The organism is Paraburkholderia strydomiana (assembly GCF_046030495.1).
GTDB lineage: Bacteria > Pseudomonadota > Gammaproteobacteria > Burkholderiales > Burkholderiaceae > Paraburkholderia > Paraburkholderia strydomiana_A.
In genome coordinates this window covers 23,905-40,493 of sequence record NZ_JAQQCJ010000025.1, presented here as the reverse complement: position 1 = coordinate 40,493, position 16,589 = coordinate 23,905, and the positions used below count along the sequence as shown (strand labels likewise).

Sequence of the window (16,589 nt, the reverse complement as noted above, 5' to 3'; positions counted from 1 at the left end):
ATCGGCCATATCTATATCGGCTTTGCATGTAACGTTCGAGCGGGCCGGCTGCCGCCCAAACCCCCTTCGATGAACGTGGACATCCGCGCACCGTCAGCAGAAAAACTCAACCTTTGCCACAATGCCCCATCGCGCGCGAGCGCCGGAAACAGCAAACGAACAGACAATGATCCCCTTCTCGGTCCTCGACCTTTCGCCAGTCACCGCGGGCGCCACGCCGGCGGACGCGTTCAGAAATACGCTCGATCTCGCGCAGCATGCGGAAAAATGGAACTACCGCCGCTTCTGGCTCGCGGAACATCACAACATGACAGGGATTGCCAGTGCGGCGACGTCGGTGGTGATCGGTTACGTGGCGGGTGGCACGAAGACGATTCGCGTCGGCTCCGGCGGCGTCATGCTGCCGAACCATGCGCCGCTCGTCATCGCCGAACAGTTCGGCACGCTCGCGTCGCTCTACCCGGATCGGATCGATCTCGGTCTCGGCCGCGCGCCGGGCACCGATCAGAGCACCGCCCGCGCGCTGCGCCGCGATCTGCAGAACAGCGCCGATTCTTTCCCCGACGACGTCGTCGAGTTGCAGCGCTATTTCGCCGATCCGGTGCCCGGCCAACGCATTCGCGCGGTGCCGGGCGCGGGGCTGCATGTGCCGCTGTGGCTGCTCGGCTCGTCGCTGTTCAGTGCGCAACTCGCCGCGGCGCTCGGCCTGCCGTTCGCGTTCGCGTCGCACTTCGCACCCGATTACATGCTCACCGCGCTGCAGGTCTATCGCTCGCAGTTCCGGCCTTCGGCGACGCTCGACAAACCGCATGCGATGGTCGGCGTGAACCTGTTCGCCGCCGATACCAACGAGGAAGCGCAGCGTCTGTTCACCTCGCTGCAGCAGCAGTTCATCAATCTGCGGCGCGGCACGCCCGGCCAGTTGCAGCCGCCGGTCGAGCGGATCGATGCGTCGGAGATGGAATTGAACGGCGTCGCGCACTCGCTCGCGTGCACCGTGCTCGGCGATCGCGATGCGGTACGCGCAGGCCTGTTGTCGATCATCGATCAGACGGGTGCGGACGAGTTGATGCTCACCGCGCAGATCTACGATCACGCGGCGCGGCTGCGGTCGTTCGAGATCGGCGCGCAAGTGCGTGACGAGTTGAGTGCCGGGAAGTAGTCGCACCGGCGGATGAAAAAGGGCGGCCGCATTGGCCGCCCTTTTTTTGCTGAAGTCAGCCGGTCAGTCAGGTGCCGACCGGGTTGCCCACTGCGGTCCGCATTCAGCGATTCGCCGGCACCGCCGCCATCCCGTCCAGCAGCGCCTTATGAAACGCCCGCGGGTCCTGCATCTGCGGCGCGTGCCCCAACTCCGCGAACTCGACCAGCGTCGCGTGCGGGATCGCCTTCGCGGCCGCCTTGCCCAGTTCCGGATAATGGCCGATCTGCGCACGCACCGCGGGCGGCGCCGCGTCCTTGCCGATCGCGGTGGTGTCTTTCTGGCCGATCATCAGGAGCGTGGGCATGCTCAGTTGGCCGAGCTCATAAAAAACAGGTTGCGTGTAGATCATGTCGTACAGCAGCGCGGAATTCCACGCGACGATCTGCTTGCCCGGCCCGCGATACATCCCCGCCAGCATCTGCACCCAGGGTTCGTAGTCCGCGCGCCACTGCCCCGCGTAATAGGTGGCCTGCTCGTAGCGGCGGATGCCGTCGGCGCTCGTTTTCAGTTCGCGCTCATACCACTGGTCCACCGACAGCGACGGCACGCCCTTCGCCTTCCAGTCTTCGAGACCGATCGGGTTCACCAGCACCAGTTGCTGCGTTTCGCTCGGATACATCAGCGCATAGCGGATCGCCAGCATGCCGCCGGTCGAATGACCGATCATCGTCACGTCGCTCACGCCCAGCGATTCCAGCAGCGCATGCGTGTTGCGCGCGAGCTGCTGAAAGCTGTACTGATAGTGCTCGGGCTTGCTCGATTTGCAAAAGCCGATCTGGTCCGGCGCGATCACGCGATAGCCGGCATCGCTCAGCCGATGAATGGTCGCGTCCCACGTCGCTGCGCAGAAGTTCTTGCCATGCAGCAACACCGCCGTGCGGCCGTTCGGCCTGGCGGGTTTGACGTCCATGTAGGCCATCTGCAGCGGCACGCCTTGCGACGTGAACTCGAAGCGCCCGACCGGCGCGGGATACGTGAAGCCCTGCAACTCGGGCCCGTACGCCGGAGCGCTGTTATCGGCAACAGGCGCGGCGGCAGACACGGCGGCGGCGCTCGCGGCGACCGGGCTGGCCTCGCTCACCGCCGCAGAAGCGGCATTCGCCGGCGTGGCGGCTGAAGCAGAGGAAACGGCGGATGCAGCAGCCCATGCGCAGACGCTCAACAGGGCAAGCAGTGAATGGCGGCGAACACTCATCGGATTTTTTTTGCAAAAAAGACGCGGCAGGGAACCTGCAAGGACCGAACGGCGAAGCGCCGCCCTTCGACCTCCGGCGTGAAAGCGCACGATTCTACGACGCGCCGCCGGACTCTGCCGCCATTCGCGCAGGCCGCTCGCCGCGTCGACCGGTTTGGCATGCATATTGCGGCAACTCACTTCACGCTCTATGTGCAGTGCCGCACGGATGGGCGCCGTGCAAGAGTCGATTGTGCGCAAGATGGACGCGCTCGCGGTCTGCGGGCAAATCGCACTCTCGCTCAGGGCTAATCGGTGCTAGAACTAGCTGACAGGCACCGCGTAGACGGAGCGCCTGGCAGCCCGAATCATCGGCGCGGAGCAAGTGACTACATCATCCGGGCATATAACTCAGCAACTAACATGCAGGCGACCGGCGTCAGTGCTTTGCACTCACCGCGGTCGACAAAGGAGACAGACATGGACACTCCGGCGCGGCTCAACGACATCCAGCGCACCACCCTCGCCATCGTCCTCGCGGGCGGACGGGGCACGCGGCTCGGGCCGCTCACCAACAAGCGCGTCAAGCCGGCGGTGCACTTCGGCGGCAAATACCGGATCATCGACTTCGCGCTGTCCAACTGTCTGAACTCCGGCATCCGCCGCATCGCGGTGGTCACGCAGTACAAGGCGCATTCGCTCTTGCGCCACATGCAGCGCGGCTGGAGTTTTCTGCGCGGCGAATTCGGCGAGTTCATCGACCTATGGCCCGCGCAGCAGCGCGTGGAAGGCGCGCACTGGTATCGCGGCACCGCCGACGCGGTGTTCCAGAACCTCGACATCATCCGCTCGATCCGGCCGAAATACGTGGTGGTGCTCGCGGGCGACCACATCTACAAGATGGACTACACGCGCATGATCGCCGACCACGCGGAAAGCGGCGCGGACTGCACGGTCGGGTGCATCGAGGTGCCGCGCATGGACGCGGTCGCGTTCGGCGTGATGGCGGTGGATGAACACCGCCGCGTGACCGGCTTCGTCGAAAAACCCGCCGACCCGCCCGCGATCCCCGGCCGTCCCGATACGGCGCTCGCCAGCATGGGCATCTACGTGTTCAGCGTCGACTACCTGTACACGCTGCTCGAAGAGAACATTTCCAGCATCGATACCGATCACGACTTCGGCAAGGACATCCTGCCGCGCGTCGTCACGCAAGGCACGGCGATCGCGCATCCGTTCAGCATGTCGTGCGTGTCGTCGGACCCGAACGTGGAGCCGTACTGGCGCGACGTCGGCACGATCGACGCCTACTGGGCCGCCAATCTCGATCTCGCATCGACGATCCCGACACTCGACCTGTACGACCGCAACTGGCCGATCTGGACGTATCAGGAGCAGTTGCCGCCCGCGAAGTTCGTGCGCGACCTGAAGGGGCTGCAAGGCTCGGGCAACAATCTGATCGTGTGCGGCGGCTGCGTGATCTCGGGCTCGCAGATTTCGCGCTCGGTGCTGTCGTCGAACGTGAAGGTGAGTTCGTTCTGTAATATCAATGAGGCAGTCTTGTTGCCGCAGGTCACGGTCGGCGCGAGCTGCCGGCTGCAGAAGGTGGTGATCGACCGCGGCTGCGCGATACCGGATGGCACGGTGATCGGCGAAGATCCGGTGGCCGACGCCGAGCGCTTCTATCGCACCGACGACGGCGTGGTGCTGGTCACGCCCGAAGCACTGCGCCAGAAACAGACGGTGAAGTGACGCGCACGGCGGGCGGCCGTTCGCCGAACGCAGCTTGCGTGGCCTTGCACCCGGTGCCATGACCTGGCGGCACAACCCTCACTCAGGAACGAGACCCGGCCTATGACGATTCGCGCCCTGCACGTCGCAAGCGAGCTGTATCCCCTCCTCAAAACGGGCGGTCTCGCCGACGTCGCGGGCGCGTTGCCGCCCGCGCTGATCGAGCGCGGCGCCGACGTGCGGGTGCTGCTGCCCGGTTTTCCGGCGGTGCTCAAAGGTCTCGCCGACCTGCATCCGGTCGCACAACTGGGGCGCCGGTTCGACTCGCCGGGCGTGACGCTCGAACGGGGCACGCTGCCGTCGAACGGTCTGGTCGTCTACGTGATTCGCTCCGATACGTTGTACGACCGGCCCGGCAACCCGTACCTGAACGACGAACACGTGCCCTACGGCGACAACGCGCAACGCTTCGCGCTGCTCGGCTGGGTCGCCGCGCAACTGGCGCAGCAACTGGACCCGGCCTGGTCGCCGCAGATCGTCCATGCGCACGACTGGCACGCCGGGCTCGCGCCCGCCTATCTGAAAGCCGCAGAGCGCCAGCATGGCCGCGCGCTCGCGCGCAGCGTGTTCACGGTGCACAACCTTGCCTATCAGGGGGTTTTTCCGGCGCATCAGTTCGGCCAGCTCGCGCTGCCGGACGATTTTTTCAGCATGTACGGCATCGAGTTCTACGGGCAGCTGTCGTTTCTGAAGGCTGGGCTTTACTACAGCGACCGCATCACGACCGTCAGCCCGACCTATGCGCGCGAAATCCAGACGCTCGCCCAGGGCGGCGGGCTCGACGCGCTGCTGCGCCATCGCTCGCACGATCTGAGCGGCATTCTCAACGGCGTCGACTACGCAGTCTGGAACCCCGCCGACGACGCGCTGCTCGACACCCACTACAACGCCACACGCCTCGCCGGCAAACTCGCGTGCAAGGAGGCGCTGCAAAAGCGCTTCGGCCTCGCGCAGAAAAGCGATGCGCTGCTGTTCGGCGTGGTGAGCCGCCTGACCGAACAGAAGGGCCTCGATCTGCTGCTCGGCGCGGTGCCCGAAATCGTCAGGCGCGGCGGGCAACTGGTGGTGTTCGGCACCGGCGACCCGGCGTTGGAGAATGGCCTGAAGCGTGTCGCGCAGGCGCATCCGGAGTCGGTCGCGGTGGAACTCGGTTTCGACGAAACGCTCGCGCATACGATCGTCGCGGGCAGCGACGTGATCGCCGTACCGTCGCGTTTCGAGCCGTGCGGGCTCACGCAGCTCTATGCGCTCGCGTATGGCTCGCTGCCGCTCGTGCATTGCGTCGGCGGCCTCGCCGATACGGTGGCGGACGCGTCGCTCGAAAATCTCGCCGACGATCTCGCCACCGGCTTCGTGTTCGAACGCTTCGAGCCGAAGGGCCTCGCCGCCGCGATTCGCCGCGCGTTCGCGCTGTATGGCCGGCGCACCGAATGGAAGGCGGCGCAGCGGCGCGCGATGCGGCAGGATTTCGGCTGGGGGGCCTCGGCGGAGCGGTATCTGGCGTTGTATCGGGAACTGGTTTGATCTGGAAAGGTGTCGGGGCGACGGCTGAGGTGTCGAGCGTTTGTCCCGTTTGTCCCGTTTGTCCCGTTTGTCCCGTTTGTCCCGTTTGTCCCGTTTGTCCCGTTTGTCCCGCTTGCCTCGCTTGCCTCGCTCGTTCAATTTCCCCCGCATCGCCGCATCCCCACCCACCCGCTCCCCACGCCGCCCCCGCCCTTCTCCCGCCATTCTGATGGTTCGACGCAACAACACAGGGACGGATCGACTCGCGCGCCGCAAACTCATGTATTGTTTCCTGACAATGCAGACTGCGCATTTTTCTTGCACCATCTGAAGCAGTCCTGCCGCACGCGGCGACCGGCCACCTTCGGTCACGCCGGCGCGGCACATCCTTCCAGCGACCCTTGAAACGCGCAACCCCGCTTGCGCGCGGCGATACCATGACGAAAAACGTTCTGAGCATCCAGTCACATGTGGTCTTCGGGCACGCCGGCAACAGCGCGGCCGTGTTTCCGATGCGCCGGCTCGGCGTCAACGTCTGGCCGCTCAACACCGTGCAGTTCTCGAACCACACGCAATACGGCCATTGGACCGGCAGTGCGATCGGTGCGCCGCAGATGGAAGATCTGGTCGAAGGCATCGGCGCGATCGGCATGCTGCCGCGCTGCGACGCCGTGCTCTCCGGCTATCTCGGCACACCCGAGCAGGCGCAGTCGGTGCTCGAGATCGTCAAGGCCGTGAAGGCCGCCAATCCGCGCGCATGGTTCTTCTGCGACCCGGTGATGGGCGCCGCGAGCGGCTGCAAGGTCGAGCCGGGCATCCAGGAATTTCTGGTGCGCACCATGCCGGAAGCGGCCGACGCGATGGCGCCGAACCACACCGAACTACAGCGGCTGGTGGGCCGCGAGATCGAGACGCTCGAAGAAGCGGTGGCCGCGTGCCGCGAAGTCATCGCCCGCGGGCCGAAGCTCATGCTGGTGAAACACCTGCTCGACCGCAACAGTCCCGCCGACAGCTTCAACATGCTGGTCGTCACCGAGCGCGAGGCGTGGATGGGGCAACGTCCGCTCTATCCGTTCGCGCGGCAGCCGGTGGGGGTCGGCGATCTGACGAGCGCGGTGTTCGTCGCGCGCACGCTGCTCGGCGATTCGATTCGCGCGGCCTTCGAGCACACGCTGGCTGCGGTGAACGCGGTGGTCAAGGCGACCTGGCAGGCCGGCCGTTACGAGCTGGAACTGGTCGCCGCGCAGAACGACATCGCGCAGCCGCGCGAGTGGTTCGATGCGTGGGTGGCGGAGACGGCTTAGGGTGTGGCCATGGGGCGTGCTCAGGGCCGCAACTGGAGGCGCGCGGCACGCCGCCAGCCGCGTCTGTGAGCCGGCCGTCCTATAATGCGTGCCGCGTGGACGAGGCATCCGCCTGTCCGCATGGCATTTCACACGCATCCGGCATTCAGCAGACGAGGCATCGATGGACGGTTATATCCGCAGCGAGCGGGAAGAATTTTTTGAGCAGTTGTGCATGAGCGTCGACGCCGACGAAGCGCACGAGCAGGAAGCGATCGAGTACTTCGAGAACCAGTTCGATCAGGCCGATTTCGATCCGGCGCAGTGGCTCGACATCGCGCTCTACTACTCGCCGGCCGTCGCGCGCGGCATCGTCGACATGGTCACGCCCGACGACAAGGCGCGCAGCAACATCGCCGACATCATCGCCGACAACCTCGACATCTCGTACGGCGAGGACGAGTGCGAGCAGTTCGCGCAAACCATCGAGTTCGCGCTGAACAACGGCGTGCCGGTGGACCTCGACCTCGTGCTCGACGGCTGCCAGCGCGCGATCGACGACCTCGACACCTGGGCCGACGACGAAACCAAGGCGCCGCTGCTGCGTCTGCGTGAAGAATTGCTGCGCCAGCAAGGCGAGCGTTGAGTATTGATCCGGCCTGGCGCTGAGACCGGCGGGTTGGCACATCGCTCAGCGCCACGCGCCATCGTCACCCGTCACCACGAAGCAACCGTCAAGCAACCATCAAGCAACACCGCCGGCGCGCTCGCGCCGGTTTCTTAAGCATGTGCCGCAATCGGCACCTCACACGCCGGCACGCACGGCTTGCCGCCGACACGCCGCGCGGCCTGTGCCGAAATGCTCATCCAAAACGCCTCGAACTGCCAAGACGGCGGCAAATTGGCTTTCTATATTCGCGCCAGATTGACCACGCATAAACACGGCTGCGTGCCACTGCGCGTATTCCAGCATTGTTTATGGCGTTCGATCATTCGTAGTCTGTCGATACGCGCGAAGCCAGGCTTCAACGCGCGTGTCGAGCCAGCGTTACTTGCCTTGCCGCTTTCATCACTTGAACCGTCGACGGAAGGAGAGACCATGAGTCTTCGCAACACGCTGAAACCGCTTGCCCTGTTCGCGGGCGCCCTCTTCGCAGTCGCGCCGCTGAGCAGCTTTGCCGACGACCTGCAGGTGAAGATCGGCTTCGCCGCGCCGCTGACCGGCGCCAATGCCGGCTACGGCAAGGATCTGGAAAACGGAGTCCGGCTCGCGATCGAGGAAGCCAATGCGCAGAAGCTCAAGATCGGCGACAAGGTGGCGCAATTCCAGCTCATCTCGCAGGACGACCAGGCCGACCCGCGCATCGGCGTGCAGGCCGCGCAGAAGCTCGTCGATTCGGGCGTGTCGGTGGTGGTGGGGCACTTCAATTCGGGCACGACGATCCCCGCCTCGCAGGTGTACGAACAGGCCGGCATTCCCGTGATCGACCCCGCCGCCACCAATCCGATCATCACCGGGCGCGGTTTTGCGAACACCTTCATGGTGATTTCCACCGACGGTCAGAACGCCGGCAACGCGGGCGCGTACGCGGTGGATGTGACCAAGGCCAAACGCATCGCGATCATCGACGACCGGACCGCGTTCGGCCAGGGCGAAGCCGACGAGTTCGAGAAGGCGGTGAAGGCGCACGGCGGCACGATCGTCGCGCGCGAGTACACCGACAATCACGCGGTGGACTTCAGCACGCAGATCACCAAGATCAAGGGGACCAATGCGGACCTGGTGTTCTTCGGCGGACTGGATAACCAGGCGGCCGGTTTCGCGCGGCGCATGAAGCAACTGGGCCTGAGCGCGCAACTGGTGGGCGGCGGCGGCGTGATGGACCCGGACTTCATCAAGCTCGCGGGCGACTCGGCCGACGGCGTGATGGCCTGGGAATACGGCCGCCCGCTTGCGCAGCTGCCTGGCGGCAAGGACTTCTCCGCGAAGTTCAAGAAGCGTTTCGGCGAAGACATCCTGTCCTATGCGCCGTTCGGCTATGACGGCGCGTGGGCCGCGATCAAGGCGATGCAGCAGGCCAAATCGACCTCGCCGGCGGATTACCGGCCGGTGCTGAAGGCGATCGATTTCGAAGGCGTGACCGGCAAGATTTCGTTCGATAGCACCGGCGCGTTGAAGAGCGGTGCGTCCACGCTGTATCAGGTCAAGAACGGCGGGTGGGTGCCGATCGTCACGAAGAGCGGGACCTGAGCTGGCTAGTGCCCAACGTAGAGCGAAAACCTTAAGCGTGTACGGCCCTGGGCTCCGAACGGCCAGGGCCGCTACTTTGGATTCGTCACCTTCACCACCAGCTCGGCATCGAGATCGCGCTCGATCCGCACGAGGTCGTCTTTCATCGCGGCGAATTCGTCGGCGGAACACATCTGATGGCCGAACGCCGCGCGCAGATGGCGGGTGACCTGCAACATCCGCGTCGCGGGATCGAATACGTAGCGCGATGAAAACGTCAGAAAGCGGTCCTGCACTGCCGTATCGGCGGGTAGATCCGTGACGCGCACGAAGCGCGGCAGCGTCATCTCCAGCGTCTCGTCGAACTCTCCACCGATGCACGCCCACGGCTGGGTCCGCGTCGGCTCCGCGAGCCAGCTCTGTACCTGCGAGCCCATCCCGCCGGACAGACTCGTCAGCGCCGGCACCGCCGTCGTGCCGTCCTGCCACACGAAATGCGCGACCGTGCCCTGCATCGCCGTGGCGAACGGGCCGTTGGTCGCGCTTACGTCGTCCGTGCGCAACTGTGCCGTGCCATGCAAGCCCGTCTGCAACAGACGGTTCGCCGCGATCTGCTGCGTGCGCTGCCGCGTCGCGCGCCGGAACGTATTGCGCTCGACCTCCGCGGTGAAGCCGGCGTCCTCGACACGGTACGCGTAATTCGCCGCGCCGCTTTCGTCGACGTCGATCTGCAGGCGCGCACTGCGCCCGCGCACCTGCGTGGCCGGCGTGCGTGACAACACGCCTTCACCGACCAGCAGCACGGGCCGGTCCATCACGCCCGGCGGCAGATAGCCGAACGCCGTGCCGCCCGCCGTCGTATCGGCGAACAGCGACAGCTCAGGAATCCAGATGATCGCGTGATTGATCGCGCTCGCGCCGTAGCCGGGCACGTCCGGCAAGCTGTAGTACGGCCCGAGGTTGAGCAGCACCGCCTCGCTGCGAATGCCCACCGCGGCCAGCAGCGCGCCGTACAGCGCGACGTGATCCTTGCAGTCGCCGTAACGGTTGCGCAGGATGTCGCTCGCCTTGTGCGGGATCGCCGCCGTCTCGCCGAGAAACAACGCGACGTAGCGGATGTTCATACGCATCCAGTCGTACAGTGCCTGCGCCTTCGCGCGCGGATCGGCGGCGTTGGCGCTCAGGCTCTGCGCGAGCCGCACGATGGCGGGATCGTCGATGGTCGCATCAGTGGCGAGCCCGCGGTAACGCGCGGCGAAGCTCGCGAAGTCCGGCACCGTCGACACCATCAGCCGGTCGCCCCAGTTCGCGTAGCCGACGGCGCCCGCTTCGAGCGGCGCATACGGGCCGTGCCGGTAGTCGAATTCATAGCGAGTGCGGCCGTTGGCCGTCACCGGCGGCACCGCCGTGTAGCCGCGCGCGTCGGCATGGAGCGGCACGTCGGCAGGCAGATCGAAGATCAGCCGTTGCAGTTCGACCGGCTCGCGCGTCGGCTCGACCAGGTAGGCGAAGGTGCCCGCCTGCAGCGGCTTCGCGCGCGTCTTGCGAAACGCCAGATGCACGCGCGCGCCGGGTTCGACGCCGGGGAAGATCACCGTGCGCAGTACGCCGTCCTCGAAACTCGGTGCGCCGGCCGAGCGCGGCTCCTGCACGTCGCGGATCGCCTCGGGGCCGACCGGATGCGCGACGCCGTTGCGGTCGATGGTTTCCGCCACCAGCAGTTGCACCTGTTCGATGTCCTTGTTGAACCACACATAGCGTTGCGCGATGTCGTCGACACCGCTCGTCGTGTTGGCGCGCAGGATGGTGTCGTCGTGCTCTTCGATCGAACCGTCTTTCTGGATCGTGAACACGTGGACGTCGCTTTCCATCGTGGATGGCGCGCGGTCGTCGACGGTGGTTGCCGCTGCGTCGCCGTCGGCGTGAGCGGGCGCGCAGAACGTGAAGGCGGCAAAGCCAACAAGGACGGTAAAGGCGGCATACGCACCCGGCGTCGAAGCAGCGGCCCGCCCCGGCAACGCGACGCGCCCCGTCATGAACGGCGCGCCCTGCCCCGCGCACGCCACGCACGCGGACTCGCGGCGAACTCCGCGCGAAACGCGTGATTGAAATTCGACAGGTCGTTGAAGCCGCAATCGAGCGCGATGTCGACGATCTTCGCGCCGCCGTCCTGAAGACGCAGCGCCGCCGCTCGCAAACGCGCCCGCAACAGGTATTGATGCGGCGTCACGCCGCTCACGCGCCTAAACGTGCGCAGGAAGTGGAACTCGCTCAAGCCCGCGGCGTCGGCGAGGCTCGTGAGCGTATGCGGCGCACTTGGCGTCTCGTCGATCAGGCGCACGATCTGCGCGACACGCGACTTCGCCATGCTGCTGGCCGCGCCCTTCGCGCACGCCTCGGCACGCGTCACGGCGCCGGCGGCTTGCAGGGTCGCGGCCGCCAGCTCGATGGCCAGCTCGTCCCAGACGCCTTCGTTGGTGTCGTCCGAATCCGCGCGAGCGCCGCCACAAGCCCGCGCTAGCAGCGGCGAGAACGCGCGCTGCGACGCAATGCACGCACACCTGAAAGTCAACTGGCCGCTCGCGACGCCCGCATCCGCGGCAAGCCGCTCGAAGTACGCGGGCGCATAGTGGAACGCGATACAGCGATCGCCGGCCCCATGCCGGTGCCCGCACTCGAAGCATTCGCCGGTGTTGCCTAGCAGCAGCGCGCCGGGCGTGAGCAATTCGCGGCCGGGCGCCGCACGGTAGTCGAACGAACCGGCCACCACCATCGCGATGCACACGCCGGCGTGCCTCTCCTCGAAGGGCCGGTCACGCGGGCCGAACGTGCACAGCATGTCCGCGACCTCCCAGCCCGCGCCCTGGGCGAGCGCACGCGCGGCCATGGCGCCGCGCGCGCCGTCCCGCTCCCGCTGAGCCAGCGCCTGCTGCAACGTGACGGCAATTTTCCCCAAGATGCACCTCGGCCGAGTCCGTATCGTGGTTTTAGCACATCGGCGGGCGGCGCGGTTCGGCCCGCCCGGCGATGTCGATCCGACTCTCGGCCCATGGAGCACACAGCATGAAGCGACTGGAGAACATCTTCGAGGGCGGCTTCGTCGCCGCATTGAACGCACCGGCGCGTGCCGCCGATATCGACGCCGCTGACGACCTCTACGGCTGGCTGATCGGCAGCTGGGAGATGGACGTGGTGCACTATCGCGTCGACCTGCGCGACGCGCCGCGGCGCGGCGAGATTCATTTCGGCTGGGTGCTCGAAGGCCGCGCCGTGCAGGACGTGTGGATCATGCCGCCGCGCGGCGCACGCGAACTCGCGACCGGCGCGAGGAGCAATACCGATGCGACGAATCCGGCAGCCGACGCGATGTACGGCACCACCCTGCGCATCTGGGACCCGGCGCTGCGCGCGTGGCGCGTCACCTACTTCAACCCGCGGACCGGCCAGCGCGACGAGTTGACCGGCCGGCGCATCGGCGACGATCTCGTGCAGATCGGCACGCACGCCAATGGCACGCCGATTCGCTGGAATTTCACCGGCATCACGCGCGATGCGTTCCGTTGGACCGGCGTGGCCCTCGCTGCAGACGGCGTGACGTGGACGCTCGAAGCCGAGTTTCTCGCCCGGCGCAAAGCTCAGTCCATGACCGGATCGGTGTAATCGGAGCGCTGCTGCTCGCGCGTCTCACTCCCCTTCGCCCAGATGCGCGAGCAGCGCCTGCAACCTCTCCACATGCCTGAGCAGCAAATGGCGATGTTTCTCGATCTGCTCGAGCCGGCCCGCAAGGTCGGCCTGGATCGGGTCGTCGAGCTCGGCGGCGGCGATCACCTCCTCCACCTTCGCACGCATCACCGACAGCTCCACCGGCGCGTGAATCAGATGCCGCTCGAAACGCCGCACGTCCTGAATCGCCGACTCGCGGACCTTACGAAAATGCGCGTGACGCCGATGCGCTTCGACGTCGAGCGTTTCTTCCTCGACACGTTTCGCGGGTCCCGGCTGGCCGAAGATCGGCTCGGGCGGCCGCAACACGGTTTTCTTTCGCACCGGATGCGCCGTGCCGCGAAAACGCGCGAGCGGCTGTTCGTTGTCGATCGCCTCGCGCGCGTTCGGCGGTATCTCGTGCTCGGTGTGCGGCACGTTCATCCAGCCGCCCGGCAAACCGGTCACCGCTTCAATGCCGCGCACGAATTCCTCGCTGAATTCGCGCTGCCCGGACAGCATCAATTTCAGGTAGCTCGCGGAAAAGGTCATCATGCGCGCGAGCCGGGTCGCCGCGCCGACCTCGCGGGTCAGCAGCACCAGGTTCGCTCGCCAGACCGGGAGCAGCAATTCGTCGGAATCTTCCATCGCTGGGTCTTCCATCTTGTTGCCCGATGTAGTGACGACACGCTCGCGCGCGTCATCGTTTTGAAAGGGTAGCCGCTTCACTACGTGGGGCGCAATCCCGGCGTGCGCACCCGTGTATTCATTGCCCCACACCTGCGCCGTTGTGTCGAAAATACACGGTACCGCGCGCCCCGCCTTGCTGCACGCGCCTCGCGCCGGACCGCGTGTTGCATTGACACACGCATTCGCACGGTGTTCCTACGCGCGCCGCCACGCAATGTGGCATCCTTGCGTGCCGATGCGGTACGTCCGGTGCTGCATCGGTAGCTCCACAACATTGACTTAAGGGTTTTGTAATGAAGAAAATCGTTCTCGCCATGGCTGCAGCCGTCGTCACCCTGAGCGCGATCGCTCCCGCACAAGCGTATGAGCATCATCGCGAATGCCACAAGGTGCGTGTTCACCATCACTGGGAAAAGCGCTGCCACTAATGGTGGCGATGCCGTGCCCGACAGGCACGGCACGCGTCGCAAAGCCCCGCAAAAGCGGGGCTTTTTTTATAGCAGACGGGTTTGATGCGGCACAGCGCCAACGGACGTGTTCGACGCGATATACATTCCGCGCGAAAGCGCCGCCACGCAATCACGGACACATGCTGTTACACCTTTGCGGTGCGAGCCGACACGGACCAGACCTCGCGCGATAGCGCGGCGGCATAACCCGCGTGGAGAAGCGTTGAGTTGAAGGCGGAGGCGATCTCGCCTTCAGATGATCTCCGATTCGTCTTTCAAGCCCCTGCGACGCGCTGCAACGCCGTCGTCACCAGCGCTTCGAGCAAGGGCTCGACCTTCGCCGCCAGCGTGTCGTCATACGCGTAGGGCAGCTGTTCTTCCATATACGTGATCTGCGACAACTCGAGCTGCACCGCATGCACGCCTTGCGCCGGTTGCCCGTATTGCCGCGTGATATAGCCGCCCTTGAAGCGGCCGTTGGCGACCGCCGTATAGCCGCCATGCCGTTCGACGACAGCAGCCAGGGCCTCGCCCATGCCCGCCACCGCACTCGCGCCGTTCGACGTGCCGAAATTGAAATCCGGCAGACGTCCCGGGAAGAAGCGCGGCACCCGCGAGCGGATCGAATGCGCTTCCCACAGCAGCACCTTGCCGTGCTTCGCGTTGAGCGCTGCGAGCTCGCCGCTCAACGCGTCGTGATACGGCTTCCAGTACGCGTCGCGGCGGCGCGCGACTTCGGCGTCGTCCGGCAGATGCCCGTCGAGGTACAAGGGCTCCTTCTCGAACGTGTCGACCGGCAAAAGCCCCGTCGTGTCCTGCCCCGGATAGAGGTTCGCGCCGTCGGGCGGCCGGTTCAGATCGATCACATAGCGCGCGTACGTGGGCGCGAGAATCGAGGCGCCCATGCGTTTGGCGAAAGCATAGAGGCGGTCCAGATGCCAGTCGCAATCGTCGGTGCGTTGCGCGACCGGGGTCATCGTCGCGGCGATGTCGGCGGGAATCTGCGTGCCCAGATGCGGGATCGAGATCAGTAGCGGCAGGCTTCCCTGATGCAGCGAGAAAACCGGCGGTGTGTTCAATGCAGTCATGTCAGTCCGGAAGAATCGGTGGGATCGAAGCGTCGGTTCGGCAAGTCATCGACTTGCGCTCTTCACTTCAGCAGCTCGGCGAGCGCCGCGCGATAGCGCGCGTAAGCGCCCTCTTCGTCGCGATGCCTGCGGTTCTCGACGACCTTGTCGCCGCCCGCGTAGACGTCGCGAACCGGCGTCTCGCCATGTTCGCAGAATACAACGCCCGAGAGCCACGCAGCGGGCGCATGCTCGGCGATGCTCGCGTGATCGGCGTCGAGCACCAGCCAGTCCGCCCGGCGGCCCGCCTGCAACGCGCCGACCGCGCGGCCGGTCGCCTGCGCGCCACCATCGAGCGCGGCGTTGAACAGGCGGTCGGCGACATACGGGGCCTGCGCGGACGCCAGCACGTTGCGCTGGCGGCGCGTCAGACGCTGGCCGTATTCGAGCAGCCGCAATTCGGCGCGCCAATCGACACCGATATGGCTATCCGAGCCCACGCCGATACGCCCTTGCGCGTCGAGATAGTCCTGCGCCGGGAAAATGCCGTCGCCGAGATTGGCTTCGGTGGTCAGGCACAAACCGGCCACCGCGCCGCTTCTCGCGAGCGCCAGCGTTTCGTTTGCATCGACGTGGGTTGCGTGCACGAGACACCAGCGGCTATCGACCTCGAAACGATCCAGCAGCCATTGCACCGGCCGCGCGCCTTCGGTCTCGACGCATGCATCGACTTCGGCGGTCTGTTCGGCGATATGGATGTGCACCGGCGCATCGGCGTCGATGCCGCCGAGCAGCACCCGCAACGAATCCGCCGACACCGCGCGCAGCGAATGCGGCGCCACGCCGTAACGCAACGCGGCGCTCTCGGGACGCGCCGAGCGCAGCGTGCCGAGCAGATCGAGCAGGCTTTCAGGCGTGTTGATGAAACGCCGCTGATCGTCGCGCGGCGCCCGCGAACCAAAGCCGCTGTACTGATACAGCACCGGCAGCATCGTCATGCCGATGCCGCTCGCCGACGCCGCCTCCACCACGCGTTGGGCCAGCTCCGCCTGATTCGCGTAACGGTTGCCGTCCTGGGCGTGATGCACGTAGTGAAACTCGCACACCGACGTATAGCCCGCCTTCAGCATTTCGATGTACAGCCATTGCGCGACGCTCGCGAGGCCGTCGGGCGTAATGCGCGCGGCGAAGCGATACATCAGGTCGCGCCAGCTCCAGAAGTTGTCGGTGGCGCCGGTGCCGGTCGCGGCGCGATATTCGGTGAGGCCGGCCATCGCGCGCTGGAAGGCGTGCGAATGAAGATTCGGCATGCCAGGCAATACCGGGCCGGCCGCTTGGCTCACTTCAGCAGGGGCGGCGCTATCCGGCGTGACCGCCGTCAGCGTGCCGTGCGCGTCCCACTCCAGCAGCACGTTGCGGCGCCAGCCATCCGGCAGATAGGCGTACTCGGCGAACAGCGCTCGATTCGATTGTGTCATCGCTTAAGTCGTCTCTCA

General features: G+C 65.9%; 14 protein-coding genes. 8 read left to right on the top strand and 6 right to left on the bottom strand.

The window, feature by feature from the left end; translation table 11 throughout:
* The first annotated feature begins 166 nt into the window (after nucleotides 1-166).
* Complete coding sequence (locus tag PQQ53_RS27240) at nucleotides 167-1,162, top strand: LLM class flavin-dependent oxidoreductase (RefSeq protein WP_408148789.1); 996 nt, start codon at nucleotides 167-169, stop codon at nucleotides 1,160-1,162.
* Nucleotides 1,163-1,265: 103 nt separating this feature from the next.
* Here PQQ53_RS27240 and PQQ53_RS27235 read toward each other — a convergent pair whose 3' ends face one another.
* Complete coding sequence (locus PQQ53_RS27235; protein ID WP_408327503.1) at nucleotides 1,266-2,399, bottom strand: alpha/beta fold hydrolase; 1,134 nt, start codon at nucleotides 2,397-2,399, stop codon at nucleotides 1,266-1,268.
* 459 nt (nucleotides 2,400-2,858) lie between these two features.
* On the opposite strand from PQQ53_RS27235, the gene glgC reads away from it, so the two are divergent.
* From glgC to PQQ53_RS27210, 5 genes are all read left to right on the top strand, one after another.
* On the top strand, nucleotides 2,859-4,130 hold the full coding sequence (gene glgC / locus PQQ53_RS27230; RefSeq protein ID WP_408154424.1) for a glucose-1-phosphate adenylyltransferase: 1,272 nt from the start codon (nucleotides 2,859-2,861) through the stop codon (nucleotides 4,128-4,130).
* 102 nt (nucleotides 4,131-4,232) lie between these two features.
* Nucleotides 4,233-5,693: a glycogen synthase GlgA gene (gene glgA, locus PQQ53_RS27225; RefSeq protein WP_408148795.1), complete on the top strand. Its 1,461-nt coding sequence runs from the start codon at nucleotides 4,233-4,235 to the stop codon at nucleotides 5,691-5,693.
* Nucleotides 5,694-6,109: 416 nt separating this feature from the next.
* Nucleotides 6,110-6,976, top strand: coding sequence for a pyridoxal kinase PdxY (gene pdxY, locus PQQ53_RS27220; protein ID WP_408148797.1), 867 nt, complete (start codon nucleotides 6,110-6,112; stop codon nucleotides 6,974-6,976).
* 163 nt (nucleotides 6,977-7,139) lie between these two features.
* On the top strand, nucleotides 7,140-7,601 hold the full coding sequence (locus PQQ53_RS27215) for a hypothetical protein (RefSeq protein ID WP_408148799.1): 462 nt from the start codon (nucleotides 7,140-7,142) through the stop codon (nucleotides 7,599-7,601).
* Nucleotides 7,602-8,054: 453 nt separating this feature from the next.
* Nucleotides 8,055-9,206: a branched-chain amino acid ABC transporter substrate-binding protein gene (locus PQQ53_RS27210; RefSeq protein ID WP_408154428.1), complete on the top strand. Its 1,152-nt coding sequence runs from the start codon at nucleotides 8,055-8,057 to the stop codon at nucleotides 9,204-9,206.
* Nucleotides 9,207-9,277: 71 nt separating this feature from the next.
* Here PQQ53_RS27210 and PQQ53_RS27205 read toward each other — a convergent pair whose 3' ends face one another.
* Nucleotides 9,278-11,221 (bottom strand): DUF3857 domain-containing transglutaminase family protein, encoded by a 1,944-nt coding sequence (locus PQQ53_RS27205; protein WP_408327500.1) that lies wholly within the window; start codon nucleotides 11,219-11,221, stop codon nucleotides 9,278-9,280.
* Nucleotides 11,218-12,141, bottom strand: a complete 924-nt coding sequence (locus PQQ53_RS27200; protein ID WP_408327497.1) for a helix-turn-helix transcriptional regulator — start codon at nucleotides 12,139-12,141, stop codon at nucleotides 11,218-11,220. The genes PQQ53_RS27205 and PQQ53_RS27200 overlap by 4 nt, the downstream gene beginning before the upstream one ends.
* Nucleotides 12,142-12,248: 107 nt before the next feature.
* Here PQQ53_RS27200 and PQQ53_RS27195 point away from each other — a divergent pair, with 107 nt between their 5' ends.
* Nucleotides 12,249-12,845, top strand: a complete 597-nt coding sequence (locus PQQ53_RS27195) for a hypothetical protein (protein ID WP_408327494.1) — start codon at nucleotides 12,249-12,251, stop codon at nucleotides 12,843-12,845.
* 24 nt (nucleotides 12,846-12,869) lie between these two features.
* Here the strand turns inward: PQQ53_RS27195 and PQQ53_RS27190 are convergent, their stop codons facing one another.
* The gene (locus tag PQQ53_RS27190) at nucleotides 12,870-13,535 is read right to left on the bottom strand and encodes a hypothetical protein (RefSeq protein WP_408148809.1); all 666 of its coding nucleotides are present in this window, start codon (nucleotides 13,533-13,535) and stop codon (nucleotides 12,870-12,872) included.
* A gap of 335 nt (nucleotides 13,536-13,870) precedes the next feature.
* On the opposite strand from PQQ53_RS27190, the gene PQQ53_RS27185 reads away from it, so the two are divergent.
* Nucleotides 13,871-14,005, top strand: a complete 135-nt coding sequence (locus tag PQQ53_RS27185) for a hypothetical protein (protein WP_255219733.1) — start codon at nucleotides 13,871-13,873, stop codon at nucleotides 14,003-14,005.
* A 296-nt stretch (nucleotides 14,006-14,301) separates the two neighbouring features.
* On the opposite strand, the gene hutG is transcribed toward PQQ53_RS27185, so the two are convergent.
* Both hutG and PQQ53_RS27175 read right to left on the bottom strand, forming a co-directional pair.
* Nucleotides 14,302-15,114 carry an N-formylglutamate deformylase gene (hutG, locus tag PQQ53_RS27180; RefSeq protein WP_408327491.1) on the bottom strand — a complete coding sequence of 271 codons (813 nt, stop codon included), beginning with the start codon at nucleotides 15,112-15,114 and terminating at the stop codon, nucleotides 14,302-14,304.
* A gap of 62 nt (nucleotides 15,115-15,176) precedes the next feature.
* Nucleotides 15,177-16,571 (bottom strand): formimidoylglutamate deiminase, encoded by a 1,395-nt coding sequence (locus tag PQQ53_RS27175; protein ID WP_408327489.1) that lies wholly within the window; start codon nucleotides 16,569-16,571, stop codon nucleotides 15,177-15,179.
* Nucleotides 16,572-16,589: the final 18 nt, after the last annotated feature.